The 24,579-nt window shown below is 67.4% G+C and carries 21 protein-coding genes; 11 read left to right on the forward strand and 10 right to left on the reverse strand.

What is annotated here, in order from left to right:
• Nucleotides 1-17: 17 nt before the first annotated feature.
• On the reverse strand, nt 18-2,630 hold the full coding sequence (locus AB0I35_RS10460) for an excinuclease ABC subunit UvrA (protein ID WP_357395522.1): 2,613 nt from the start codon (nt 2,628-2,630) through the stop codon (nt 18-20).
• A 218-nt stretch (nt 2,631-2,848) separates the two neighbouring features.
• On the opposite strand from AB0I35_RS10460, the gene AB0I35_RS10465 reads away from it, so the two are divergent.
• Complete coding sequence (locus AB0I35_RS10465) at nt 2,849-3,187, forward strand: hypothetical protein (RefSeq protein ID WP_357395524.1); 339 nt, start codon at nt 2,849-2,851, stop codon at nt 3,185-3,187.
• A 15-nt stretch (nt 3,188-3,202) separates the two neighbouring features.
• Here AB0I35_RS10465 and ligA read toward each other — a convergent pair whose 3' ends face one another.
• The 4 genes from ligA to AB0I35_RS10485 all read right to left on the reverse strand — a co-directional run bounded on the left by ligA (nt 3,203) and on the right by AB0I35_RS10485 (nt 8,876).
• Entirely contained in the window at nt 3,203-5,290 is a 2,088-nt protein-coding gene (gene ligA / locus AB0I35_RS10470) for an NAD-dependent DNA ligase LigA (RefSeq protein ID WP_357395929.1), read from the reverse strand.
• Between the two features lie 159 nt (nt 5,291-5,449).
• Nucleotides 5,450-6,517 (reverse strand): methionine synthase, encoded by a 1,068-nt coding sequence (locus AB0I35_RS10475; protein WP_357395525.1) that lies wholly within the window; start codon nt 6,515-6,517, stop codon nt 5,450-5,452.
• A gap of 38 nt (nt 6,518-6,555) precedes the next feature.
• Nucleotides 6,556-7,671, reverse strand: a complete 1,116-nt coding sequence (gene mnmA, locus AB0I35_RS10480) for a tRNA 2-thiouridine(34) synthase MnmA (protein WP_357395526.1) — start codon at nt 7,669-7,671, stop codon at nt 6,556-6,558.
• Nucleotides 7,671-8,876, reverse strand: a complete 1,206-nt coding sequence (locus AB0I35_RS10485; RefSeq protein ID WP_357395527.1) for a cysteine desulfurase family protein — start codon at nt 8,874-8,876, stop codon at nt 7,671-7,673. The genes mnmA and AB0I35_RS10485 overlap by 1 nt, the downstream gene beginning before the upstream one ends.
• Here AB0I35_RS10485 and AB0I35_RS10490 point away from each other — a divergent pair.
• The 7 genes from AB0I35_RS10490 (at nt 8,875) to AB0I35_RS10520 (ending at nt 15,024) form a co-directional block, all read left to right on the forward strand.
• Nucleotides 8,875-9,129 (forward strand): hypothetical protein, encoded by a 255-nt coding sequence (locus AB0I35_RS10490; RefSeq protein ID WP_357395528.1) that lies wholly within the window; start codon nt 8,875-8,877, stop codon nt 9,127-9,129. The genes AB0I35_RS10485 and AB0I35_RS10490 overlap by 2 nt on opposite strands.
• Nucleotides 9,130-9,583: 454 nt before the next feature.
• A complete protein-coding gene (locus tag AB0I35_RS10495) occupies nt 9,584-9,949 on the forward strand; it encodes a polymorphic toxin type 33 domain-containing protein (protein WP_357395529.1) in 366 nt (121 codons plus the stop codon).
• A 21-nt stretch (nt 9,950-9,970) separates the two neighbouring features.
• On the forward strand, nt 9,971-10,369 hold the full coding sequence (locus AB0I35_RS10500; protein ID WP_357395530.1) for a DUF4279 domain-containing protein: 399 nt from the start codon (nt 9,971-9,973) through the stop codon (nt 10,367-10,369).
• A 14-nt stretch (nt 10,370-10,383) separates the two neighbouring features.
• Nucleotides 10,384-10,677 (forward strand): hypothetical protein, encoded by a 294-nt coding sequence (locus AB0I35_RS10505; RefSeq protein ID WP_357395531.1) that lies wholly within the window; start codon nt 10,384-10,386, stop codon nt 10,675-10,677.
• Nucleotides 10,678-10,981: 304 nt separating this feature from the next.
• The gene (locus tag AB0I35_RS10510) at nt 10,982-11,845 is read left to right on the forward strand and encodes an SDR family oxidoreductase (protein WP_357395533.1); all 864 of its coding nucleotides are present in this window, start codon (nt 10,982-10,984) and stop codon (nt 11,843-11,845) included.
• A gap of 556 nt (nt 11,846-12,401) precedes the next feature.
• On the forward strand, nt 12,402-13,469 hold the full coding sequence (locus AB0I35_RS10515; RefSeq protein ID WP_357395534.1) for a serine hydrolase domain-containing protein: 1,068 nt from the start codon (nt 12,402-12,404) through the stop codon (nt 13,467-13,469).
• A gap of 49 nt (nt 13,470-13,518) precedes the next feature.
• Entirely contained in the window at nt 13,519-15,024 is a 1,506-nt protein-coding gene (locus AB0I35_RS10520; RefSeq protein ID WP_357395536.1) for an alpha/beta fold hydrolase, read from the forward strand.
• A gap of 43 nt (nt 15,025-15,067) precedes the next feature.
• Here the strand turns inward: AB0I35_RS10520 and AB0I35_RS10525 are convergent, their stop codons facing one another.
• Together AB0I35_RS10525 and AB0I35_RS10530 are read right to left on the reverse strand one after the other, a co-directional pair.
• Nucleotides 15,068-15,712: a response regulator transcription factor gene (locus tag AB0I35_RS10525; protein ID WP_067493207.1), complete on the reverse strand. Its 645-nt coding sequence runs from the start codon at nt 15,710-15,712 to the stop codon at nt 15,068-15,070.
• Nucleotides 15,700-16,947 carry a sensor domain-containing protein gene (locus tag AB0I35_RS10530; RefSeq protein ID WP_357395930.1) on the reverse strand — a complete coding sequence of 416 codons (1,248 nt, stop codon included), beginning with the start codon at nt 16,945-16,947 and terminating at the stop codon, nt 15,700-15,702. Before AB0I35_RS10530 ends, AB0I35_RS10525 begins: the two co-directional genes overlap by 13 nt.
• Before the next feature lie 138 nt (nt 16,948-17,085).
• Between AB0I35_RS10530 and AB0I35_RS10535 the strand changes: the two genes are divergently transcribed.
• The gene (locus tag AB0I35_RS10535) at nt 17,086-17,919 is read left to right on the forward strand and encodes an NAD(P)H-binding protein (protein ID WP_357395537.1); all 834 of its coding nucleotides are present in this window, start codon (nt 17,086-17,088) and stop codon (nt 17,917-17,919) included.
• Between the two features lie 3 nt (nt 17,920-17,922).
• Here AB0I35_RS10535 and AB0I35_RS10540 read toward each other — a convergent pair whose 3' ends face one another.
• The 3 genes from AB0I35_RS10540 to AB0I35_RS10550 all read right to left on the reverse strand — a co-directional run bounded on the left by AB0I35_RS10540 (nt 17,923) and on the right by AB0I35_RS10550 (nt 20,308).
• Nucleotides 17,923-18,678, reverse strand: coding sequence for an SDR family oxidoreductase (locus tag AB0I35_RS10540; RefSeq protein WP_357395539.1), 756 nt, complete (start codon nt 18,676-18,678; stop codon nt 17,923-17,925).
• Nucleotides 18,679-18,769: 91 nt separating this feature from the next.
• The gene (locus AB0I35_RS10545) at nt 18,770-19,624 is read right to left on the reverse strand and encodes a helix-turn-helix transcriptional regulator (protein WP_357395540.1); all 855 of its coding nucleotides are present in this window, start codon (nt 19,622-19,624) and stop codon (nt 18,770-18,772) included.
• A 186-nt stretch (nt 19,625-19,810) separates the two neighbouring features.
• Nucleotides 19,811-20,308, reverse strand: coding sequence for a DinB family protein (locus AB0I35_RS10550; protein ID WP_357395542.1), 498 nt, complete (start codon nt 20,306-20,308; stop codon nt 19,811-19,813).
• Between the two features lie 37 nt (nt 20,309-20,345).
• On the opposite strand from AB0I35_RS10550, the gene AB0I35_RS10555 reads away from it, so the two are divergent.
• Nucleotides 20,346-20,840 carry an Lrp/AsnC family transcriptional regulator gene (locus AB0I35_RS10555; protein ID WP_067493199.1) on the forward strand — a complete coding sequence of 165 codons (495 nt, stop codon included), beginning with the start codon at nt 20,346-20,348 and terminating at the stop codon, nt 20,838-20,840.
• 157 nt (nt 20,841-20,997) lie between these two features.
• Nucleotides 20,998-24,465, forward strand: a complete 3,468-nt coding sequence (locus AB0I35_RS10560) for an indolepyruvate ferredoxin oxidoreductase family protein (protein WP_357395543.1) — start codon at nt 20,998-21,000, stop codon at nt 24,463-24,465.
• The last annotated feature ends 114 nt before the right edge of the window (nt 24,466-24,579 follow it).

A 24,579-nucleotide genomic window follows, 5' to 3' on the forward strand; every position in this document is an offset into this window, starting at 1 on the left:
AGCCCATTTCCGGCGAGTTACCCGTGGTCTCGCCTGAGTTTCGGAGAAGGTGGGCCGGGCTCACCTGCTGTGCTCGATTCGGGCCGGAAATGCTGGGGTAGCACCGCGCGTAGGTAGTGGCCGGTGAGGCTGTCGGGGTCGGCGGCGATCTTCTCGGGGGTGCCGGTGGCGGTGATGCGGCCGCCGTCGCGGCCGCCGCCGGGGCCGAGGTCGATCACATAGTCGGCGTTGGCGATCATGTCGAGGTCGTGCTCGATGAAGACGACGGTGGCGCCGTGGTCGATCAGGCGTTGCAGCACGGCGAGCAGGACGCGGACGTCGAGGGGGTGCAGCCCGACGCTCGGTTCGTCCAGGACGAAGACGGTGTCGTGCTGGTCGCGGCCGAGTTCGGTGGCGAGTTTGAGCCGCTGGGCCTCGCCGCCGGACAGGGACGGGGTGGCCTCGCCGAGGGTGAGGTAGCCCAGGCCGAGGTCGAGCAGGGTCTGCAGACGGGAGCTCACCTTCTTCAGGTCACCGGTGTGTTCGATGGCCTCGGTGACGGTGCAGGCCAGCAGTCGCGGCAGGCTCAGGCCTTCGCCGGTGTCGTCACCGTGCGGCGGCCGCCGAATGGTGTCGGCTGCCGGGGCGTAGCGGGATCCGTCGCAGTCGGGGCAGATGATGTCGACATCGGGCAGAAATTGGACGTCGAGTTCGATCTGGCCCGTGCCCTCACAGGTCGGACAGCGCAGGCTGCCGGTGTTGTAGGAGAAGTCACCCATGTGCAGGCCGCGTTCCTTCGCGGCGGCGGTGGCGGCGTACGCGCGGCGCAGGTCGTCGAGGACACCGCTGTAGGTGGCGACTGTCGAGCGGATGTTGATGCCGATGGGCGCGGCGTCGACGACGTGGACGCGGGTGATGCCGTCGGAGGCGACCTTCCGGATGTGTTGCGGGAGCGGCCGACCCACCGCGTCGGCGTGCAGAGCCAGGACAAGGCTTTCCAGGACGAGGGTGGTCTTGCCGGAGCCGGAGGCACCCGTGACCGCGGTGAGCCGGCCACGTGGGATGTCCAGGTCGAGGGCGTGGACAGTGTGTAGCGGCGCAGTACGCAGGTGGATGCGACCCGCCTCGAACAGGTCGGCCGCGGCGGTGCGGGGTCGGACGCGAATGTCCGCGCGGCCGTCGATGAAACCGGCGATCAACGATGCCTTGTCGCCGACGATACGGTCGAGGGGGCCTTCGGCGATGACCGTGCCGCCGTCGCGCCCGGAACCGGGGCCGATCTCGATGAGCCATTCGGCTGCCCGCAGGATCTGCACATCGTGGTCGACCACGATCACCGAGTTGCCGTCGGCCAGCAGGCTGCGCACGACCGCGAGCAGGCCCTCGACATTGGCGGGGTGCAGTCCGATCGAGGGTTCGTCGAGTACGTAGAGCACGCCGGTGGTGCGATTGCGGACCGCCCGCGAGAGCGCCACACGCTGGCGCTCCCCGGTGGACAGCGAGGACGAGGCGCGGTCGAGAGCGAGGTAGCCCAACCCGAGTTCGACGAGCCGCCCGGCGGTCGCGACCATCTGGGCGACGATGTCGCGGGCCATCGGTGCCATCGGCTTCGGCACGTTCGCCGGAATCGTGCGCACCCAGGCGGTGATGTCGTCGAGGGTCTTGCTCGTGGCCTCGGCGATGTCGATGCCATCGACCAGGGTGGAGCGGGCCTGCTGGTTCAGCCGGGTTCCCGCGCAGTCCGGGCAGGTCTGCACGGTCAGGAATCTGTCGACACGGTCGAGCCCTTTCTTGCTGGTCGCCTTCTTCAACGCCTCCTCGACCGCCTGGCGAGCGTTGCGGTAGGAAGCGTCGAGATCGAACAGCTTGCCGTTCTTGGCCGGGTACAGGATGCGTCGTTTCACCGGCGGACCCTCGAAGACGATGCGGCGTTCCTTCTTCGTCAGCGTCGAGAACGGCACGTCGGTGCGCACGCCGAGTTCGGCGGCGACCTTCGGCACGGCCGCCAGCCCGAACATCGACCAAGGCAGCACCGCGCCCTCGTCGATGCTGCGGGACGGGTCGGGGACGAGGGCATCGTCGTCGACTTCCCGTACGGTGCCGGTGCCCGCGCACCGCGGGCACGCGCCTTCGCTGTTGAACGCGAACGACTCCGCGCTCGGCGGCCCGAACACCGCACCGCAGACCGGGCAGGTCAACGGCCGGTCGAGCGCCACATCCATCGTCGGCTCGAGGCGGTGCCCGTTCGGGCAGCGGTGGTGGCCGAGCCGGGAGAAGATCAGGCGAAGACTGTTGAGCAATTCGGTCGACGTGCCGAAAGTGCTCCGTACACCGGGAATTCCGGGTCGCTGGCGCAACGCGAGCGCGGCGGGTACGTGCTCGACGCTGTCCACGGCCGCGTGCGCCGCCTGGGTGAGACGGCGCCGGGTGTAGGTCGACAGAGCCTCGAGGTAGCGCCGGGAACCCTCCGCGTACAGCACCCCGAGCGCCAGCGAGGACTTACCCGACCCGGATACCCCGGCCACCGCCACCAACTTGCCCAGCGGCACCGATACATCGATGTTCTTCAGGTTGTGCACGTGGGCGCCGCGCACCTCGATCGCATCGGGTGCCGGGGTGGAGCCTGTGGTCCCGCTCGTGTGCTTGCCCACCGCTTCGTCCCTTCGACGCGACAGTCGATAACCGAGGCCTCGAACAGATGTCGAGACCCGCGCAGACCGACGGTAACAGGCGTCATCGGCACCCTCGGGCAGCTGACAGTCGCTGCGTCTCGGCGAGAAGTGTCCAGGTTTGCGATCGTGTGCATGTCGCGCGCGGGGGTGCGGGTCTGGCGTAGTCTGGCCGAAAATCGGTGAGAGGCGGAGCTGCAGTGATGATTCGTGGGCTGGTTGTCGCGGCGTTGGGGGCCGGGGCCGTGGTTCCGGTGCTGATGGTCGGTGCGCCGACCGCGGCGGCCGATCCCTGTCCGGACGGGACCGCACGGGTGTTCCTGGGGAACTCGACGAACAGTTGCCAGGGGGCCGGGACCGTCAGCTACACCGAGGCGCCGGTGTCGAAGGTGTGCTCGATGACCGGTAGCGACGTCGTCGTCGACATCGAGGGCAACTCGAAGAAGACGCATCGGCACGTGGAACTCACCAACGGCCAGTGCGCCCAGTTCGACATCCGCACCCAGATGGCGAACACGGTCACCGTCACCCCGCGCTGAGCCGAGACCGAGTCGCTACTCGGCGTCCGACTCGGCCGGTGGCCTGACCGCTTCCGGCCCTTGCTCGAGCAGCAGCCGGAAACCGTCCTCGTCCAGGATCGGGACACCGAGTTCTTCGGCCTTGGCGGCCTTGGAACCGGGGGAATCGCCGATCACCACGAACGCGGTCTTCTTCGACACCGAGCTCGCCGCCTTGCCGCCGCGGACCAGGATCGCCTCCTTGGCACCGTCACGGGTGAAGGTCTGCAACGAGCCGGTGACCACGATCGACAACCCCTCAAGGGTGCGTTCGATGGAGGCGTCGCGCTCGTCCTCCATGCGCACACCGGCGGCCCGCCACTTGTCGACGATGGCGCGATGCCAGTCGACGGTGAACCACTCGACCACGGCCGCGGCGATGGTCGGACCCACCCCGTCGGTCGACGAAAGTTCTTCCACCGACGCGGATTCGATGCGTTCGAGGCTGCCGAACTCGGCGGCGAGCGCGCGGGCGGCGGTCGGGCCGACGTGCCGGATGGACAACCCGACCAGCACCCGCCACAGCGGCCGGTCCTTCACCGCCTGCAGATTCTCCAGCAGCCGCCTGCCGTTGGCGGACAAGCCGCCTTCCTTGTTGGTGAACAGCGGAACCGACAGCAGTTTCGGCTCGTCGAGATCGAACAGGTCACCTTCGTCGATGATGGCGCCGGAGCGCAGCAACGCGTCGGCCGCCTTGTCACCGAGCGCCTCGATGTCGAAGGCGCCGCGCCCGGCGAGATGGAACACGCGCTCGCGCAGCTGGGCGGGGCAGAACTGCTGGTTGGGGCAGCGGATGTCGGCGTCGCCCTCTTTCGCGGGGGCCAGTTCGGTGCCGCAATTCGGACAGTGGGTGGGCATCACGAACTCGCGTTCGTCGCCGGTACGGGCGTCGACCACCGGGCCGAGCACCTCGGGAATCACGTCACCGGCCTTGCGGATGGTGACGGTGTCGCCGATCAGCACACCCTTGCGCTTCACCTCCGAGGCGTTGTGCAAGGTGGCCATCGCGACCGTCGACCCCGCGATGGTGACGGGTTCCATCACGGCGAACGGGGTGACGCGCCCGGTGCGGCCGACGTTCACCTCGATGTTCAGCAGCGTGGTGGTCGCCTCTTCCGGCGGGTACTTGTAGGCGATGGCCCAGCGCGGGGCACGAGAGGTGGAGCCGAGCCGCCGCTGCAACGCCATCTCGTCGACCTTGATGACCTGACCGTCGAGCTCGTGCTCGATGTCGTGGCGGTGCTCGCCCCAGTAGGCGACCCGTTCGATCACCGCGTCGACGCCCTGCACCAGCCGGGTGTGCTCCGACACCGGCAGTCCCCACGCGGCGAGCGCCTGATAGGCCTCGTGCATGGAGGTGGGGCGGTAACCATCGATGCGGCCGAAGCCGTGGCAGATCATCCGCAGCCTGCGCTGGGCGGTGATCGCGGGATTCTTCTGGCGCAGCGAACCGGCGGCGGTATTGCGCGGGTTGGCGTAGGGCGGTTTACCTTCGGCCACGATCTGGGCGTTGAGCGTCTGGAAATCCTCGAGACGGAAGTACACCTCACCGCGCACCTCGAGCAGTTCCGGGACGGGGAACTGCTCGGTGGCGGTGAGTTCGGTGGGGATGTCGTCGATGGTGCGGGCGTTGAGGGTGACGTCCTCACCGGTTCGCCCGTCGCCGCGGGTGGCGGCGCGCACCAGTCTGCCGTTCTCGTACACCAGGTTCAGGGCCACACCGTCGATCTTCACCTCACACAGGTAGTGCAGGTCGGGACCGGTTTCGGCCTCCACGCGGGCGGCCCAGGCGCGCAGTTCGTCGAAGTCGAACACATTGTCCAGCGACAGCATGCGCTCGAGGTGGTCTACCGCGGTGAACTCGGTGGCGAATCCGCCGCCGACCAGCTGGGTCGGCGAATCGGGTGTACGCAGATCGGGGTGCGCTTCCTCCATCGCCTGCAGTTCACGCAGGAGCGCGTCGAACTCGCCGTCGGTGATGATCGGCGAGTCCCGCACGTAGTAGCGGAACTGGTGCTCACGCACCTCGTCGGCCAGCTGCTGCCACCGCACCCGCTGCTCGGGGGTGGCACCTTCGGCACTCACGGAAACCGCGCTGTCGCTCTCACTCACACCCAGCACATTAGTGGAGGCCACCGACACTTTCGGCGACCGTCCGGGCCCGTCGCCGACCCGGTCTTCTACTCACGTCGGAACCCCGGATCATGGAGCGCCCGCCTGGTTACGGCACCGGACAGGCGAGCACTACTCGACGTTCAACGACTCCGGTTCCTCGGCGAAGGCACGCGCCACCTCGGTGCTGAGCGCGAGTGCGCGGCGCGACCATTCGAGAGAGGCCCCGGCCAGCCCACAGGCGGGAGTCACCAGGACCTGGGTGGCCAGGGTCGTGCGCGGGAAGCCGAGCCGGTCGACCAGGCGGACGGCGGGTTCGGCGATCTCGCGCCAGGTGATCGGCGCGCCCGGCTGCTCGACCGGGGTGAGGCCGAGGGCGATCTTCTTGCCCCGGTCGACGATGTCGCCGAGGGCATCGAGGTCGGGGGTGGTGATGGTCGCGGCGTCGAAGGAGATGCCTGCGGCGGCGGTGCGGCCGATGGTGGCCAGTGCGGGACGAGATGTGCAGGTGTGCAACAGGACCGGCGCGTTCTGTGCCTGGATCACGGTGTCGAGGATGCGCAGGGCGTCGGGTTCGGGAAGGGCGCGAATGGTGTTGAGGATGCTCGGCCCCTGCAACGAACCTTCGAGCACCGTGGTGAGCTGCGGCTCGTCGAGCTGAATGACGACCTGGGCGCCCAGCCGTCTACGCAGCTCGTCCGCGTGCCGCGCCAAACCTTCGGCGAGGGATTCCGAAAGATCGCGCACCGCACCGGGATCGGTGAGAATCCGATGCCCGCCGGGCAGTTCCACTTCGGCGGCCAGGGTGAGCGGTCCCGCCGACTGCACCTTGAGGACACGGCCGGTTCCCACCAAACCTGCTGTCTCCCAAGCTTCTTCGATCGCATCGAGATCGAACTGGAGCAGGTCACGTGCCCGGCGGGACACCGAGCCCGGGCGGGCGGCCAGCCGGTAACCGCGCGTGGTGGAGTCGAAGCGCATATCCACCAGCAGCGCCGACACCCGGCCGATCATGTCGGCGCCGATTCCGCGCTGCGGCAGTTCGACCAGGTGCGCGAGGTCGGGCAGTTCACCGATGATCGTCGCGGCGGCTTCCCTCGGATCGGTACCCGGCCACGACCCGATACCCGTGGCGATGCCGCCGACGAGCAGGTCCGCGGGCGCGCTCTCCTCGGAGTTCTTGCTTCGCGACAATGTCACGTGCACAACACCTTTCGTGACGTCGAACGGCGCGCTCCTCAGGCGGAAGCGTCGGTGATCCCCGCGTCGACCCCGGCGCGGTCGGTGCCGTTGATGGTGCCGCTGCCGATTACGGTGTCGCCACCGTCGGCATCGGGCAGGTAGAGCACGATGGCCTGCCCCTTCGCGACGCCGCTGAGCGGTTCACGCAGCCGCGCGACCAGCCCGTCACCCACCGGTTCGACGACGGCGGGCGCGGTGCCGCCGTGGGCGCGCACCTGCACCACACACTCGACCGGTTCGGTCGGGCGCACCCCGGAGGTCCAGATGGCGCGGTCGGCGGTGATGACGTCGACCTGCAGGTCTTCCACCGAACCGACCTTCACCGTGCCGGAATCGGGGTCGATCCCGGTGACGTAGCGAGGCTTGCCGTCGGCGGCGGTGTGGCTCAGGCCGAGGCCCTTGCGCTGACCGACGGTGAACCCGTGCACGCCTTCATGGGTGCCGAGCACGGTGCCGTCGGAGTCGACGAGCGCACCGGGGCGGATGCCGATCTTCGCGCCGAGGAACGCCCGGGTGTCGCCGGAGGGGATGAAGCAGATGTCGTGGCTGTCGGGCTTGTTCGCCACGGCGAGACCCCGCTCGGCCGCTTCCTCACGGATACGCGGCTTCGGGGTGTCGCCGACCGGGAACATGGCCCGGGAGAGCTGCTCGGCGGTGAGGACCGCGAGCACATAGGACTGGTCCTTGTCGGCGTCGACCGCGCGGCGCAGCACACCGTCTTCGAGGCGGGCGTAGTGCCCGGTGACCACGGCGTCGAAGCCGAGGGCCTGCGCGCGGTCGGCCAGGGCGGAGAACTTGATCTTCTCGTTGCAGCGCAGGCAGGGGTTCGGGGTCTCGCCCGCGGCGTAGGCGGCGACGAAATCGTCGATCACGTCTTCTTTGAAGCGGTCGGCGAAATCCCACACGTAGAACGGGATACCGAGCACATCGGCGGCGCGGCGGGCGTCACCGGCGTCTTCCTTGGAGCAGCAGCCACGCGAGCCGGTGCGCAAGGTGCCCGGCGACGCCGACAGCGCCAGGTGCACCCCGACCACCTCGTGACCGGCGTCCACGGCCCGCGCCGCGGCCACCGCCGAATCGACTCCACCACTCATGGCGGCAAGTACTCGCATCAGGCACCTCCTCTAGCGCCGGCCAGACCCGCGGCCCTGGCCCTTTCGATGACCTGCGGCAGCACGGTCAGCAATGTGTCGATATCGGATTCGGTCGAGGTGTGGCCCAGCGAGAACCGCAGCGAACTGCGCGCCTGCCACGGCTCGACACCCATCGCGATCAGGACGTGACTCGGCGAGGCCACCCCAGCGTTGCACGCCGAGCCGGTCGAGCATTCGATACCGGCGGCGTCGAGCAGCATCAACAGGGAGTCGCCCTCGCAACCGGGGAAGGTGAAGTGGGCGTTGCCGGGGAGCCTGCGGTCATCGGCCGGACCGTTGAGCACAGCGTCGGGTTCCAGCGCCAGCACACCGGCGATCAGCTTGTCGCGCAAGGCTTTCAGGCTGTGTGCCGCCTCGACGGAGGGGGCGCGCAGGGCGGCGGCGAAGCCGACGGCGGCCGCCACGTCGGAGGTTCCCGAACGCAGGTCACGTTCGTGGCCGCCGCCGTGGATCAGCGGCACACAGGGCACCTGCCGACCGAGCAGCAGCACGCCGACACCGTGCGGACCGCCGACCTTGTGCCCCGCGACGCTCAGCGCGGCCAGCCCGCTCGCCCCGAAATCGACCGGAACCTGGGTTACCGCCTGGATCGCGTCGCTGTGCATCGGAACGTCGAATTCCTGTGCGACGGAAGCCAATTCGGCGATGGGCTGGACGGTGCCGACCTCGTTGTTGGCCCACATCACGCTCACCAGCGCCACCTCGTCACCGTGCGCCTCGAGCACTTCGCGCAGCGCGTGCGGCGACACCACACCCTCGACGTCGACGGGCAACCAGCTCACCTGCGCGCCCTCGTGCTGCTCGAGCCACTCCACCGCGTCGAGCACCGCGTGATGCTCGACGAAGCTCACCACCAGCCGGGTCCGGCGCGGATCGGCCGCTCGCCGCCCCCAGAAAATCCCCTTGATCGCGAGATTGTCGCTCTCGGTCCCCCCGGAAGTGAAGATCACTTCCGACGGCCGCGCCCCCAACTCGGCGGCGATCGACTCCCGCGCCTCCTCGAGCGTCCGCCGCGCGGCCCGCCCCGATCCGTGCAGCGACGAGGCGTTCCCCACCATCCCCAAGGCAGCCGTCATCGCCTCGACAGCGGCAGGCAACATCGGAGTGGTCGCCGCATGATCGAGGTAGACCGTCTTGGGCGCACCCGAATAAGCCGACTTCATGACCGACAAAGCCTACACCCCCGCTGACCTGGTCATCTTCGGGGTCCACCCCTGCTTTCTACGATTTTTCTACGATTTACCCACGATCCTCAACACGTGTATCACCCTTATGTATTCCTGGATCGACGACGAGAAGGCCGGTGAAACGGTCCAGGTGGGGCGACTGGGAAGGTGCAGAGCGGACGGCCGCGTGCCGTCGCATCGCAGGCCGAGCTCCAAAGAGCCGACGACAACAAACGGCGACAACGTCTGACTTCCCTCGCCGGCCTATGGGGTGATCTGACGGAACCCACGTGAGAGCCCGATGATCAGCTGGCAGCCGAGTAGGTCTCCGCAGATGCGATGTTCGGCGTGGTCCCGGGAATCGGACGTCAGACAACTGATGGACGATCCAGGCCTGAATAGAGGGGACGCCCCTGTTCGGCGAGCCGTCGAGCTACCTCGCGGCGGGCGTAGGTGCTGCCCTTCGGGTGACTCGCGCAGAAGCGGCCTTCGGCGCGGTGAGCAGTTTGAGGTTGACCAGTCGGATCGGGGACAGCGGGCCGGTGACCGTGTCCGGGATCTCGGCGTCGGTCAACCCCCTAATTGCGATGAAGGCGACATGAGGTAGCGGTCACGAGCGGAGCTCACCGCATCGCTCTGAGACCCCGATTCCCGGACATGAAACGTCCCCAGCTTCGGGTGGACCCGGTGGAGATCGACGTGTCGTGGGTATCTTTGCCGCAGCTACGGCGGCGGTGGCCGTTGGCGCAGCTACCAAGGATGGCCCATTCGCCACGGTCTTAGACCTCACCGACACAGGTTTGAAGGCTGCGGTCTCGGCGATCGCAGGTTTGGCGGTGTACGTCATGGCCGACGAGGCCGCTGACGACGAGCCCGCCTGGGATAGTACCGAGGAACGTAGCCGCAACCCCGCCCGAGATAAAATCCTCACCGACAAGGATATTAACGAACTAAAGTCCGGTGGACACGATCCACACGATATTGAACCGGAACCACCGTCCCGCTACGACCTATATAAGGATGGAAAGGAAAACGTATATCAAGCCCAAAGGCGGAAAGGGTTATGGTGATCCAACGGGAATCAGGCTGCAATGACAGTTGGTGAACAATACGAGGTCGCTGTGTCTCTGCGATTGACAGGGGAATTCGAACCAGACGGCGTGACAGCGGCCCTCGGCCTGGCGCCGTCCAAACAGTGGCGGGCCGGGCAGCCTGGTGGGGCTCCCAAGCTTCGGAGAAAATCCGACGGGTGGGTACTGAAATTGGTGGACAATGTCGGGAGCGTTGATGATTCGATACATCAGGCCGTCGATCGACTCGAGGAGATCAATGCGCGGTTGCAGCCGGTCGTCGATGATCCGAATATCTCCGGCTGCCTGGCTGTCTCCGTTGACGCCCCGGCAAACTGCTGGCCGTCGATCATTCTTTCGAACTCGACGCTGAGCTTCCTTACGTCCACGAGACTTTCGTTTGATATCGACGTCATGTAGGAAAAGAGTATTCATTGGACAAGCACAACTACGAACCTACACCTGAGATTCGTTGCGAGGCAGCAGGATTCGTCAGCGTCACATCGACATGGAATCTCGATGCGGCACTGGATGCGTTCCTCGATGAGCTGGCAACTGCCACGCCACAGACCGGTAGTTCAGCCTGGGATGTTGTCGTAACCGCAGCACTAGCGGATCGTAGTTTTCCCTCAATTCATTTCGACTCTCGCTTCCTGAACCGCCTCGCTGCAACAGGCGTATCCCTCCGAATCGTGACAGGTCCGCGCGCAACACTCGAATTCGACTGAACACGCGATCGACCTGGCTCGGCCCTCTATACGCAATGGCCCGCACATTGAACCCGATCGCACCCAGTTCACATGCTGCTGAATTCGAGCATGGCAACGCGCGACAGTGGCGCCCGCCATCGGGCACGTCGCACGCATCCATGTTGTCCCTTCACCTAACCTGAGCGCGCCCCTTCTCGATGGGGCGGTTCGCGGTTCTGGACCGCTATAGAGGTACGCGATGATCAGCTCGGCCTCTGCTCAGATGACCAGGGCAACTGATCCCGCGTCGTTTGCTCTACCTCGGTTCGGGTACGGCGCCGGTATGACAAAGACTGTCCTCATCACCGGTGCGGGCACCGGATTCGGCAAAGAGATCGCGCTCCGCTCCGCCGAGCAAGGCGACGACGTGATCGCCGGAGTCGAGATCGCCGCCCAGGTCGCCGCGGTGCGCGCGGAAGCGGCCGAGCGCGATGTGCGTCTGCGTGTGGAGAAACTCGATGTCACAAACCCCGACGACCGTGCGAAGGCCTGGGCATGGGACGTGGACGTGCTGCTCAACAATGCGGGAATCGCCGAAGGTGGCGCGGTTGTGGATCTGCCCGCCACCGCGCTGCGTCGACAATTCGAGGTCAACGTCTTCGGGCCGATCTTGCTCACACAGGGTTTCGCCCGCGCGATGATCGCGCGAGGCCGAGGCACAATCGTATTCATGTCCTCGGTCGCGGGCTTGACCACCGACCCGTTCACCGGCGCGTACTCCGGCTCCAAGCATGCGGTGGAAGCTTTCGCCGACGCCCTGCACCAGGAACTCGCCGAATACGGCATCGTCGTGGCCACGATCAATCCAGGACCATTCCTCACCGGCTTCAACGACACCATGTTCGAGGCGTGGAAGTCCTGGCGAGACAACCCCGCTGACCGTGTCTTCGATTACGCCCGTCTCGCCTTCCCGCATCCTCAGTACGATCCGGAGCCAGTCATCCAGACCACGATCGATGTGCTTGCCGGCCGAAACACTCGTTACCGCAACGTGTTACCAGTCGAAATCGAAAACGATCAACGCAAGCAGATGGATGCGCTGTGGGACCGTTCCCAGAACACCATCGGCGCTACCGACCGCAACGAAACCGTCCAGACCGCCTACGACATGACACCAGCCACGCCCACCGACGACACTCGAGAATAGAGCCGAATCCTTCTGGCCGGTCACGGCTGAGGCGGGTCGCCGCACAACGATGCGCACAATGGCCCGATAGCGGGGCCGGGTCGTGGCGGGGTGCTCTCCTGCCACCGCCCTCGGCTGCGCCGATACCCCGGGTAACCGCGCACATGACCCGGGGATTTTCGCCGCCCGCTGCCGACGAGCTGAGTGTGCTCGAGCACCGAGTTGGGGTCATAACGCAAAGAATGCCGGGCGGGGCGCTCGTCGAGACGAGGTATCGACGTGTGTCGCGTCCGAAGCACCATGGTGGTGCTGGCACTACCACCGCAGGACAGTAGGCGGGAGCCCGTATTCGGGTGCGCGTGGCATGGGCGGGCGGGTTGTCGATTCCTAGGCTCGAAATCGTCGGTAACGCACCGATGATTTCCGGGCTCGAACAGGAGAAAAGACACTGCTCATGAACCGATTTCGGTGGGACTCCGGTAAAGCGGGCCTTTCAGTTGTTGTGGTGGGTGCGGTGCTCGCGGTGGCCGCGTGCGGGGGTGGGACGTCGGTGGGGGCATCGGAGGAGGTGGTGACGATGCCGTCGCCTGCGGTGAGCGCCGCGATGGACGCGGTGGTTCGCCAGGGATTCCCGGGTGTCCAGGTGGTGATCGACGGGCCCGGCGGGCATCGGACGTTCAGTGCGGGCGTCGGGGACCTGGGCACCGGCGCACCGTTCCCGGAGGACGCGCGCGTCCGGATCGGGAGCAACACGAAGACCTATGTGACCACGGTGATCATGCAGTTGGTCGCCGAGGGCAAGGTCGACCTGGACGCGTCGATCGAGCGGTACCTGCCCGGGGTAGTGCGCGGCAACGGTAACGACGGCAATCGGATCACGGTGCGGCAGGTGTTGCAGCACACCAGCGGGGTGCCCGACTACCTCGGCCGAGGTTCCGGCGACGGCATCACCGCCCAGGGTTCCGAACAGCTCGACCCGGACGAGGAGGCGCTGCGGTGGCAGCACTTCGAGATGACCGAGTTGGTCCGGCGGGCGATGACGCTACCGCCGCAGTTCGAACCGGGCGCGAAATCGGTCTATACGAACACCAACTACCTGCTGGCCGGTCTGCTGATCGAGCGGGTGACGGGCAACCCGGCCGCCGACGAGATCGGACGCCGGATCCTCGAGCCGCTCGGTCTGCGCGACACCTATGTGCCCGCTTCCCGCGAAACCGGCATCCGTGGCCCGCATGCCCGTGGCTACCACCGGGTGGACGGTGAACCGGTCGATTTCACCGACTTCGACCCGTCCTGGGCCGCCACCGCCGGTGACATGGTCGCCACCGCGACCGATCTGAACCGGTTCTTCATCGCGTTGCTGTCCGGAAAGCTTTTGCCGCCTGCGCAATTGGCCGAGATGCAGCGCACCGTGCCGTTCGACCGGATGCCGGGCGCGGACTACGGACTCGCTCTGATCCACCGGACCGCATCGTGCGGTGCGCAGGTGTGGGGGCACGGCGGCAGCATTCCCGGCTTCGAGACCCGCAACGGTGTGACGGCCGAGGGCACCGCGGTGACCGTGACGGTCAACCAGTTGCCGACCAACGACGAAGAGGCCGACGCGGTGAACAGCGTGCTGGACGCCGCGCTGTGCGCCTCGTGATCACCCGTCACCAAGTCCGATGCGGCCGACCAACTTACGAGGAGAAACAGTGAAACGCGCGAAAGGGCTGACGGTGGCCGTGACCGGCCTGCTGGCCTGTGCCGCCCTGATCGGCTGTGCCGGTCCCGAGGCAGAGGCGGACCCACAGGCCGCGGTGCCGGACCGGTTCACCGGTCAGCACCTGGAGTGGAAAGACTGCGGGGTTCCGAAACTGGACGAGGCCGGGGCACAGTGCGCCGACGTCACCGTGCCGGTGAATTACGCCGACCCACAGGGTCCGACGCTGACGGTGGCGATCTCTCGGATCGCCGGTACCGACCCACAGCGCGGCGTCATGCTGTCCAATTCGGGTGGTCCCGGCGGTGAAGGTCTGGACTTCATGGTCGATGTCGGCAAGGCGATGACGCCCGAGGTGCGGGCTCGTTACGACCTGATCGGGATGGACCCGCGTGGTGTCGGGCGCTCGTCGGCTGTCGACTGCGAGTGGCCGGTCGGCTTCGGATTGCATTCGGCGGGGCTCGACGCGGTCGGCTTCGCGGAATCCGTTGCTACGCAAGGCGATCTGGCCGCCCGTTGTGCCGCAACCGAAGGGGCGCGGCTACCCCACATCACCACCCGCAACACCGCACGGGACATGGACGTCGTCCGCGGCCTTCTCGGTGCGGAGAAGATCAGTTACTTCGGCACCTCGTACGGCACCTACCTCGGTGCGGTGTACATGCAGATGTTCCCCGATCGCAGCGACCGGATGGTGCTCGACAGCGCGGCCGACCCGGACGAGTACGGGCCGGTGGGCATGATGCAGGCCATGGGTCCGCTCAACGAGGCCGCGTTCGACCTGTGGGCGGATTGGGTCGCCGCGCGCGACGCGGAATACCAGCTCGGCACCAGCCGTGCGCAGGTTCGCGAGGCGGTCCAAGAGCTGATCGGACAGGCCGCCGTCACGCCGATCCGGTTGGGCGAGTACGAGATCGACGAACACTGGCTGCCGGTGGTGTTGTTCGTCGGGCTGGACAGCCCCGACCAGTACGAGATGGTGGCCCGACAGATCCGGACCATCGCCGATGCCGCGGCGGGCAAACCCGCCCAGCCCGACGAGACACTGGATTCCACCCTCGGATTCGCCTTGAAGGCACGGCCGAAGGACAATTCGTCGCAGATGGCGATCATGTGCGGTGACGTGGCCACGCCGCGCGATCCCGAGTTCTATCGACGCAATATCGAGGCCGCTCGCGCCACCCAGCCGCTGTTCGCCGGGTTCACCAACAACATCACTCCGTGTGCGTTCTGGGCGCCGCCCGTCGAACCGACCACGGTGGTACGCAACGCGGTGCCGGCGCTGATCGTGCAATCCACCGGTGACACCAGGACCACCTACGACGGGGCGGTCGCCTTGCACGAAGATCTCAGCGCTTCCCGCATGGTCACCCTCCAGGACGTGCCGATCCACTGGATCTTCGGGCGCTACCCGAACTCCTGCGTGTACTCGGCTGTGAACACCTATTTCCGCGACGGCACGCTGCCCGCGGACGACGTGACCTGTCGAGCCGACTGACCGGAATCGGGTGCGGCCCCGAACCCTCCACGGGTTCGGGGCTTCACGCGTTCAAGTAGGCAAGCACGGCGAGTACCCGACGATGGCCGACATCCTCGGCGGAGAGCCCCAGCTTCGCGAAGATGCTCCGAATGTGTTTGTGCACAGCGCCTTCGCTGACCACCAACCGCTCGGCGATGGTCGCGTTGTTGTGGCCCTCCGCCATCAGCGCGAGCACCTCGCGCTCCCGTGCGGTGAGCGCGGCCATCGGGTCGTCGGCCTTGCGGCGCACCAGCAGTTGCGAGATCACCTCGGGGTCCATCGCGGTGCCACCGGCCGCGACCCGGCGCAGCGAATCGAGGAAGCGATCCACCTTGCCGACGCGCTCCTTGAGTAGATAACCGACACCGCCCATCCCGTCGCCGAGCAGTTCCGCGGCGTAGCTGTCCTCCACCCAGGACGACAGCACCAGCACGGGCAGCCCAGGGTGCAGTTTGCGTGCGCTGACGGCCGCGCGTAAGCCGTCGTCGGTGAATGTGGGCGGCAGGCGCACATCGACGACCACCGCGTCCGGGCGATCAGCGGCCACCGCCGTGAGGAAGTCGTCGGCGTTGTCCACGGCGGCGACCACCTCGATACCCGCGGTGCTCAGCAGCAGTACCAGGCCCTCGCGCAGCAGGGCATTGTCCTCGGCGATCATGACCCGCACGGCAACTCCACCCGAACTACAGTAGGGCCACCGGGCGGACTGGTCAGCACCATCCGGCCGTCGAGCGCCTCGGCCCTGCGCCGGATTCCGGCCAGTCCGCCGTCGTAGGTCTCCACGGCGCCGCCCACGCCGTCGTCGCGGATCTCGATCGTCAACAGCTCGGGCGCACCGCCAAGCACCAGCGAGATGCCCGTGGCACCGGAATGCTTGGTGGCGTTGGTGAGTGCCTCGGTGATGACGAAGTACGCCGCCGCCTCCACCGCGGCGGGGCGCCTGCCGACCTCGTGGAGGTCGAGCGCACAGGGGATCGGGTTGCGGGCGGCCACCGCCGCGACGGCACTGGCCAGCCCACGGTCGGTGAGCACCGGCGGATACACGTTGCGCACCACATCGCGCAGCTCGGCCAGCGCGGCCGTCGCGGTGTCCTGTGCCTTGCGCACGAGCTCGTGCGCGGTGTCCGGGTCCTGGTCGCGCAGCTGGTCGGCCAGGCCGAGCTGCATGATCACCGCCGCGAGCCGGGCCTGCGCACCGTCGTGCAGGTCGCGCTCGATGCGGCGCAGTTCGGCGCCGTGCGCGTCGAGCGCGGCGGCGCGGGTGGCGGTGAGGGCCGCGACCCGGTCGGCCAGCAGGGCGCCCTCGGGCGGTTTCAGCAGGGCGCGGGTTGCCATCGCCTGCCACCGCGCGGCGACCGGAAGTTGCAGGGTCACCAGGCCCACCGGGACTGCGAGGACGACGCTCAGAATCGCCCTCGGCCACGAGTCGACCGTGAATCCGAGACTGGCGAACTCCGCCCCCGGCGGCATCAGCTGCCAGAATGCGGGGACCGTCAGCTGAATGAGGGTGCTGAGTGGGAGTGCTAGGGCGAATACGGCGATGTAGAGGCCGGTCAGCGCGTGAGCGGCCAACCAGCCGAAGTCCCGGCGGTTCGCCGGATCGGTGAACACCGTCGCGACCCGCTGCCGCAGTCCACCGGTGAACGGCTGATAGACCTGCACCGCGGGCTCACCGAGGTACCGTGCCGCCCGGCGCCGATCGAACGACACCAATGGGCGGACCAGCCGAACAGCCTCGGGCAGTGCCGGTATCCCGACGCCGATCAGGCAGAAGGCACCGACGAGCAGCAGACCGACCACCGCGAACAGCGCGAGCAGTGCGGTGACGCCACCGACCGCCAGGTACCAGACAGCGCCCGGCAACCGCCGTGCTTTGTCTCGCGCCGAGCGCAGGGCCTTCATCACCTCGCCATGCTGTCAGAACGGGACGCGACCGTGCCCGGCCGGTGCGCCGTCGGCATCGACTCCGAACCCTTGACCCCAAGTCGAGTTGAGGTCTTAGCGTGGCGTTCGTCGATCACCACGCGAGAGGACATGCTCATGATTCTGGTTACCGGGGCCACCGGAAATATCGGAGGCCCGTTGCTGAAAGAGTTGCGGGCGTTCAGCTCCGAGCCGATCAGGGCACTCACCCGTGATCTCTCCGGCGCTGCCTTCCCGGCGGGGATCGAGGCGGTCGAGGGCGACCTGGCCGACCCAGCCTCGGTGACGACGGCGCTGGAGGGGGTGCGGTCGATGTTCCTCGTGCCGGGGATCGGGCCGGACGCCGAGATCATCGACCGCGCCCGTCGGGCCGGTGTCGAGCATGTGGTTCTGGTGTCGTCGATCACCGTGGAGACCCACCCTCACCTCGGTCCCGCAGTCGACAAGGCGTCGGTGGAGAAGATTCTCGAGGCCAGTGGGATGGATTGGACGATTCTGCGGCCGACGCAGTTCGCGTCCAATGCCCTCATGTGGGCGCCGACCATCCAGGCGGGGCAGCCCGTCCAGCTGCCCTACGCCGATGTCGGGCTCCCCACGATTCATCCCGCCGATATCGCCTCGGTGGTCCGCATCGCGCTGACCGAACCTGGCCACCGGGGGCAGCGGTATGCGCTCACCGGCCCCGCACCGGTGAGCGCGCGTCAGCAGGTGACGACCATCGCCGGGCTGCTGCACCGCGACGTCGAGGTCACCGAGATCACCCGCGAGGAAGCCCGGGCAGGGATGGTCGCGGTCTTCGGTGAGGACGCCGCCGACGCCGTCCTGGATGTGACTGGTGGCGATGTCAACGACGCGCTGCTGCGGGTGCGCGACACCGTCGCGCGGGTGACGGGGTCGGCGGCCAGAACCTTCGAGCAGTGGGCCGAGGAGAACATCGACTCCTTCCGGTGAGAGTCACCGGTTGGGGAACGAGCCGACGAGTCCGCCGTCGATGACGAGGTCCTGCCCGGTGATGTAGGAGGCGTCGTCGGAAGCCAGGAAAGCCACCGCCGCAGCGACTTCCGCGCCGTGACCGACGGCGCCCAGCGGTACCTGCGCGGCGTTGCGCGCGTCGGCCTCGGGATCGGTGGTGGCGTCGCGGTACATCTGTGTGTCGATGAAGCCGGGACTCACCGAGTTGACACGGATACCGCGCGGAGCGAGATCCGAGCCGAGGGTGCGTGCCAGGTTGTGGACCGCGGCCTTGGTCGCGGAGTACACCGAGGCGACCGGTAGGCCGCGGTACAGCGTCCACGAGGCGTTGAGGACGATCGCGGAACCCTCCCTCAGGAGCGGGAGGGCCTTCTGCACAGTGAAGAACACGCCTTTGAAGTTGATGTCGACGGACTGGTCGACGTCGGCCTCGGTGAGCTCGGAGGTGGGTTTGAATATTCCGGTACCGGCGTTGGCGAAGACGGCGTCGAGGTGGCCGCGCCAGCGCTGGATGGAGCGCATCAGGGCATCGAGGTCGTCGAGGTTCGCCACGTCGGCGCGGACAGTCAGCACCCGCTGGCCCGCGTCGAGTTCGGCTGCGGCACTGCGCAGTCGGGCATCGTCACGTCCCGTGACGACGACATAGGCGCCTTCGTCGAGGAGTCGACGGGCGGTGGCCAGGCCCATGCCCGAGGTGCCGCCGGTGATGAGAACGGTGCGGTTGGCGAAACGATTCATGCCACCGATCCTGCGGGCCGCTCCGGTGTTTCAGCAGTGCCGGACGAACATGGGTCTGCCAGCACCACCCACGACGCTCACGCCTTTCGAACTATCGGGCGGCCGCCCCGAGCAAACTGTCCAATCGCAGCTGTGTCGGGGTGTCGGCTGCCGGGGTGTGCAGCAGCAGGCGATGGCCGGGCAGGTCGGGCAACAGCAAAGTGGTGTAGTCGAAGACGAGTTCACCGACCTCCGGGTGCAGGAGGACCTTGGTGCCCGTCGTCGTGTCACGAACATCGTGCTCGGCCCAGATTTCCGCGAATTCGGCACTCACGGAACACATGTCGGCGGCGATTCGACCGAACTCCGCGTCGTCCGGGTAGCGCGCGGCGTCGGCCCGGAACTGGGCCACGATCGCACGGGCCCCGTCGTGCCAGTGGCACAGCGAGGACCGGTAGCGAGCGCTGGTGAAGAACGTCACCAGGCAGTTGTGGTCTTCCTCGCCGTAACCGAACACCGCCTGGGCCGCACGGTTGACCACCACCAGATTCCAATGCCGATCCAGCAGATACGCCGGGCGCGGCAGCCAGGAGTCGATGACCTGGCGCAAGCCTGCCGGAACCGGGCGGGCCGACGGCGCCTGCCGGGGCGGATTGAGCCCGGCCAGCAGATAGAGATGTTCCCGCTCAGCCGAATCCAACCGGAGTACCCGGCCGATCGCGTCCAGCACCTCACCGGACACGTTGATGTCACGCCCCTGCTCGAGCCAGGTGTACCAGGACACGCCCACCCCGGCGAGCACCGCGACCTCTTCGCGACGCAAGCCAGGAGTGCGTCGGCTCCGAGCGTCGCCCACGGCCAAACCGGCATCCTCGGGGGTGACCCGAGCCCGTCGGGACCGCAGGAACTCCTTCATCTCTGCGCTCCGCCTGGCCCGCGCCTCGGCGGAGAGCTTGGTCGAACTCATGGCGACGATGGTATGCACCGCGAGATCGCGGGTCGGTGCGGCGACGCCGTGGTAAGGCGAGCGTGACGGCAGCGAGGAGTGGGCTATGGACCACCACCCGGCGCGACGCCGACCGGTGAAGGCCGGCGATCGAGGTCGGGCGACGGAACCTCTCGAGCCGGACGGTCTCCCTTTGTCGAGCGCTTATCAGCCTCGGCGATCCACCGCGGCCGCGATCTGTTCGCGCAGAATATCGCCGTGGCCTGCGTGTCTGGCGAACTCCTCGATCATGGCGAGCAGTGTCCAGCGCATGCTGACCCTCCCCTCGCCGGGGATGTCGAGGGTGTCGTCGAGGTCGAAGTGGGCGGCGATGTCGCGGGAGCGGTGACTCGCGCGTTCGAACTCGGCGATGACATCGGCCAGCGATTCTTCATCGGACACGGCGAACGTGCCTTCGTCGCGGCGCGCGTATCCGTCGCATTCGTGCTCCGCGAGCCCACCCCAGAACCGCTGGAACCAGATCCGCTCGGCACCGGCCGCGTGTTTGAGGAGCGAGATCGGTGTGGTGAGCGATGGGACGAGGCGTCTGCGCGCGTCGGTTTCCGACAGCCCGCGCGCGGTATCGATGAGCGCTTCGCGGTTGCGGTCGAGCGTATTCTCGAGGAGCAGCCGCTCCCCACCATCGGTAATCCGTTCGGTCTTCATCTCTTTCACTCCATTTCCGTTGTGCCAGAATGCGCGGATGGCCATCAAGTTCGATGCTGTCGACGCCGCGTTGCTCGCCGAGCTGGCGCGGGATCCCCGGGCGCCGATTCTCGAGCTGGCGCAGCGGCTCGGGATCGCGCGGAACACGGTGCAGGCGCGGATGAAGCGGCTCGAGTCCTCGGGGGCGGTGCGGGGGTATCCGCCGGATATCGATGTGGCGGCGATCGGGTTCGCGGTGCACGCGTTTCTCGGAATCGAGCTCGATCAGAACAAGATGGACCCGATCATCGAGCGGTTGCGCGACTTCCCGCATGTGCTCGAGGTGCACGCGACGACCGGTCGCGCCGATCTGCTGGTCCGGGTGGCCGCGCGGTCACAGCAGGATCTGCTGGAGATCATTCAGCGGGTGCACGCCATCGATGGGGTCAACCATACCGAGACGATGCTCGCGCTGGCCACACCGATCGGGTATCGGAGCCTGCCGCTGGTCGAGGATCTGACAGCACGGCGATCCGACGACGATGTGAGCTAGGTCTCTCGGCTCGAGCAGATTGACGCATCCGCTTCAGTGTCCTAGATCACTTTTGAGCAGTCTGATCAACTTTTTGTGTGACTGTTGACACAGTTCACCCCTTCACGGCACATTTCGCAGCACGGGTAGCAGTTTTCCTTCGTGCAGTGAGGTGTTCATGACCAGCGTCGTCTGTTCCACCGCCCGACCGCTGGCCGAACCGGCCGCGCCCTACGATCTCGCCGACCGGTATCGGTCCGGGGCGGGTCCTGTGCTGCTGACCGGGGTCCAGGCCATCGCCCGGCTGCTGGTGGAACAGCACGTGCGTGACATTCGCGCCGGGCGCCGGGTCGCCACCTTCGTCTCCGGCTATCAGGGCAGTCCGCTGGGTGGGGTCGACAAGATGCTGCTCGGCATGCCGGACGTGCTTACCGAACACGACATCACCTTCGTGCCGGGACTCAACGAGGAACTGGCCGCCACCTCGGTGTGGGGCAGCCAGGCCGACCTGCCCGCCGGCCGGGCGACCCACGACGGCGTGGTCGGCGTCTGGTACGGCAAGGGCCCCGGTGTGGACCGGGCGACCGACGCCATCCGCCACGCCAACATGTACGGGGTGAATCCGCGCGGCGGGGTGTTGCTGCTGGTCGGTGACGATCCTTCGTCGAAGTCGTCGACCGTGCCCGCCGTGAGCGAACGTTCGCTGGCCGCGATGGGTGTGCCGGTGTTGTTCCCGCGCAATGCCGAGGAGATCATCACGCTCGGCATGCAGGGCATCGCGCTGTCGCGGGCCTCGGGGTGTGTGGTGGCGTTGAAGATCGTCGCCGATGTCGCCGACGGCGCGTGGACGGTCGACGCCGATGTGGCCGACCTCGCCGTGACGGTGCCCGAGGTGCAGTGGGAGGGACGGTTTTTCACGTACCGGCAGCGCCCGATGGCCGCCCCGACCGACAGCCTGCTCGCCGAGGCGGACCTGTACGGCCCGCGCTGGGCGATGGTGCACGCCTACGGCGCGGCCAACGCCATCGACAGCATCGAGGTGGACCCACCGGAGGCGAAGGTCGGCATCGCCGCCACCGGAACGACATTCGACGCCGTGCGCCAAGCACTGCTCGAGCTCGGCGTCGACGAGGCCGCGATGCATCGGGCCGGAATCCGGTTGCTGCGCATCGGGATGCCCTATCCGATCGGCCCGGCCAAGATCATCGAGTTCGCCCGTGGACTCGAGGAACTGATCGTGGTCGAGGACAAGACCGCCTTCATCGAGACCCAGATCCGCGAGATCCTCTACGGCACCGAGCACACCCCACGCATCCTCGGCAAGCGCGACCAGCGCGGTGCCCGGCTGATGCCGGTCGACGGCGAACTCGACGCCGGGCGGCTGCTCGCCCCGCTGCGCCGGGTGCTGCGCGAGCGCGTCGAGCTGAAAAAAGCCGCGCCACCCGCGCTGCCGCTGGAGGTGCTCGGCACCAAGCGCACGCCGTACTTCTGCAGCGGCTGCCCGCACAACCGGTCCACCGCCCTGCCCGAGGGCTCGATCGGTGGTGGCGGCATCGGCTGTCACACGCTGGTCACCATGTCGGGCCGCGCCGACAGCGCCGTCACCGGGCTGACGCAGATGGGCGGCGAGGGCAGTCAGTGGATCGGGCAGGCACCGTTCACCGATGTGCCGCACCTGTTCCAGAACATCGGCGACGGAACGTTCTTCCACTCCGGACAGCTGGCCGTGCAGGCGTGCGTGGCGGCGGGAGTGAACATCACCTACAAGCTGCTCTACAACGAAGTCGTCGCGATGACCGGGGCGCAGGAGGTGGGCGGCATGCTCACCGTCGCCCAGCTCACCCACAAGTTCACCGTCGAGGGCGTCAAGCAGATCATCGTCTGCGCCGACGAACCGAAACGGCACAGCAAGCGGGCCCTGGCCAAGGGGACGCTGCTGTGGCATCGTGACCGGCTCGACGAAGCCCAGCGGATGCTGCGCGAGATCGAGGGTGTCACGGTGCTGATCTACGACCAGCACTGCGCCGCCGATGCCCGCAGGCAGCGCAAACGCGGCACCCTGCCGGTGCGCAACACCCGCGTGGTCATCAACGAGGCGGTCTGCGAGGGCTGCGGTGACTGCGGCACCAAGTCGAACTGCCTGTCCGTGCAGCCTGTCGACACCGAGTTCGGCCGCAAGACCCGCATCGACCAGACGTCCTGCAATACCGACTACAGCTGCCTCGACGGTGACTGCCCGTCGTTCGTGACGGTCGAGCTGTCACCGGAGCAGCCGACGAAGCGCAAAACCATTGAGCCGCCGTCTGTTCCGGATCCGGCACCGGGTGTGCCGCAACGCACACAGAACGTGCTCATCGCGGGCATCGGCGGCACCGGGATCGTCACGGTGAACCAGGTGCTTGCCACCGCCGCCCTGCGCGCCGGGTACGCGGTGGAAACGCTCGATCAGATCGGGTTGAGCCAGAAGGCCGGCCCGGTCGTATCGCACCTGCGGTTCTCCGGGGCGGAACTGGAACCGGCCAACCGGCTCACACCGGGCAGCGCGGACTGCCTGATGGCGGTCGACCTGCTCACCGCCGCCGACCCCCGCTACCTGCGCTACGGCAGCGCGACGAGCACGGTGGCGGTGGCGTCGACCAGCAAGACACCGACCGGGGACATGGTGTACGACAAGTCGGCGACGTACCCGGAGACCACGTCCCTGCTGGATCGCCTGGCGGCGGTGACAAGTTCGATCACCCATTTCGACGCGCTCGCCGCCGCGGAGAAGCTGTTCGGCAATACCGCCGCAGCGAATTTCCTGATCGTCGGCGCGGCTGTTCAGGCGGGCGGGTTGAAGCTGCCGGTCGCGGCGATCGAGGAGGCCATCGGGATCAACGGTGTCGCGGTGTCCGCCACACGCGCCGCGTTCCGCTGGGGCCGGGTTGCCGTCGCGGATCCGGCGGCATTCGCCGCGGCTGTCGACGAGGGGCAGCCGCGGCGAGTTCCGCCGACCGCACCGGCGGAGCTGTTGGCCCACACCGGCTTCGAAGGCGAGGTACGACGGATCGTGGAACGGCGAGCCGGTGAGCTGGTCGGTTACCAGAACACGACGGTGGCGCGGCGCTACCTCGATACCGTCGAAACTATCTGGGCCGCGGAACGTTCCGTCACCGAACGAACCGAGTTCAGCGAGGCTGTCGCACGCGGGCTCTACAAGTTCACCGCGTACAAGGACGAGTACGAAGTGGCGCGGCTGCTGGTCGACCCGGCGTTCCTCGCCGAGGTACAGGCCCAGGCGCCGGGTGGCGAGAAGCTCACCTACAAGCTGCACCCACCCGTCCTGCGCGCCATGGGCAGGAAGAAGAAGATCGGGCTCGCACCGAAATCCCATGTGGCCCTGAAGGTCCTCGCAAAGGGCAAGTTCCTGCGCGGCACGAAGCTCGACCCGTTCGGCTACGCCCACGTGCGCAAGGTCGAACGCGAACTCCTGGCCCACTACACCGGCATGGTGACGCGGCTCGCCGCCGAGCTGACCGAGGAGAACTACGAGACAGCCACTGCCGCAGCCGCTCTCGCCGACGTCGTGCGCGGCTACGAGGACATCAAACTCGCCAATGTCGAGCTGTTCCGCGCCGGGCTCCGCGATCTCGGCATCGACTTCTGACGACGGCACGCAGCTCGCGCAGTCTTCATCGACTCACGCTGACCGCACCTCCACGGGCATCCCGGACCATGCCCGAGTTCGTGAGCGCGAGGTGAGCCACACCCGCGATCACGG

This window comes from Nocardia sp. NPDC050378 (assembly GCF_040655675.1).
GTDB lineage: Bacteria > Actinomycetota > Actinomycetes > Mycobacteriales > Mycobacteriaceae > Nocardia > Nocardia coubleae.

Excerpts from the sequence above, each read along its gene's own strand:
- AB0I35_RS10485 (WP_357395527.1), bottom strand. The coding sequence starts at position 8,876 with ATGAAGTCGGCTTATTCGGGTGCGCCCAAGACGGTCTACCTCGATCAT.
- AB0I35_RS10545 (WP_357395540.1), bottom strand. The coding sequence starts at position 19,624 with ATGAGTTCGACCAAGCTCTCCGCCGAGGCGCGGGCCAGGCGGAGCGCA.
- AB0I35_RS10535 (WP_357395537.1), top strand. The coding sequence starts at position 17,086 with ATGATTCTGGTTACCGGGGCCACCGGAAATATCGGAGGCCCGTTGCTG.
- AB0I35_RS10510 (WP_357395533.1), top strand. The coding sequence starts at position 10,982 with ATGACAAAGACTGTCCTCATCACCGGTGCGGGCACCGGATTCGGCAAA.
- AB0I35_RS10550 (WP_357395542.1), bottom strand. The coding sequence starts at position 20,308 with ATGAAGACCGAACGGATTACCGATGGTGGGGAGCGGCTGCTCCTCGAG.
- AB0I35_RS10560 (WP_357395543.1), top strand. The coding sequence starts at position 20,998 with ATGACCAGCGTCGTCTGTTCCACCGCCCGACCGCTGGCCGAACCGGCC.
- AB0I35_RS10515 (WP_357395534.1), top strand. The coding sequence starts at position 12,402 with ATGCCGTCGCCTGCGGTGAGCGCCGCGATGGACGCGGTGGTTCGCCAG.
- AB0I35_RS10500 (WP_357395530.1), top strand. The coding sequence starts at position 9,971 with ATGACAGTTGGTGAACAATACGAGGTCGCTGTGTCTCTGCGATTGACA.
- mnmA (WP_357395526.1), bottom strand. The coding sequence starts at position 7,671 with ATGCGAGTACTTGCCGCCATGAGTGGTGGAGTCGATTCGGCGGTGGCC.
- AB0I35_RS10530 (WP_357395930.1), bottom strand. The coding sequence starts at position 16,947 with ATGAAGGCCCTGCGCTCGGCGCGAGACAAAGCACGGCGGTTGCCGGGC.
- AB0I35_RS10555 (WP_067493199.1), top strand. The coding sequence starts at position 20,346 with ATGGCCATCAAGTTCGATGCTGTCGACGCCGCGTTGCTCGCCGAGCTG.
- AB0I35_RS10490 (WP_357395528.1), top strand. The coding sequence starts at position 8,875 with ATGACCGACAAAGCCTACACCCCCGCTGACCTGGTCATCTTCGGGGTC.
- AB0I35_RS10540 (WP_357395539.1), bottom strand. The coding sequence starts at position 18,678 with ATGAATCGTTTCGCCAACCGCACCGTTCTCATCACCGGCGGCACCTCG.